Source organism: Mesorhizobium sp. GbtcB19 (assembly GCF_019091085.1).
Taxonomy (GTDB): domain Bacteria; phylum Pseudomonadota; class Alphaproteobacteria; order Rhizobiales; family Rhizobiaceae; genus Mesorhizobium.
Genome location: NZ_JAGXJY010000166.1, coordinates 1 through 309, shown reverse-complemented (window position 1 = coordinate 309; position 309 = coordinate 1). Strand labels below are relative to the sequence as shown.

Sequence of the window (309 nt, the reverse complement as noted above, 5' to 3'; positions counted from 1 at the left end):
TCGGCTTTAACTTAGAAAAAATAGATTTTGCTTGTATTAGTGATGGTGATTTAGCTTATTATGAATGTTTATACGGGGATAAGAAAAAAGGGTATGAAATTTTGGGTAGGCTGAGGGAAAAAGGTTTATCAGCTTTTCAAATGTACTATCTTTCCAGAATTGAGAATGATACAATATTGTCGAGGGAATCTTTAGAAAAATTCGAAAAATCAGGAAGACTACTATACGCGCAGCTTCCAAAGCGCGTTTTAATAACAGAAGGGGTGTTGTAAAATGAAAAAGTTTTTAGTCACTACATTATGTGCACTG

General features: G+C 33.7%; 1 protein-coding gene. It reads left to right on the top strand.

Annotated features, from left to right (window positions below; translation table 11 throughout):
• Positions 1 to 272: hypothetical protein (locus tag KVT37_RS32060; RefSeq protein WP_217579005.1), on the top strand; the 272-nt coding region annotated here is incomplete at its 5' end.
• Positions 273 to 309 lie beyond the last annotated feature (37 nt).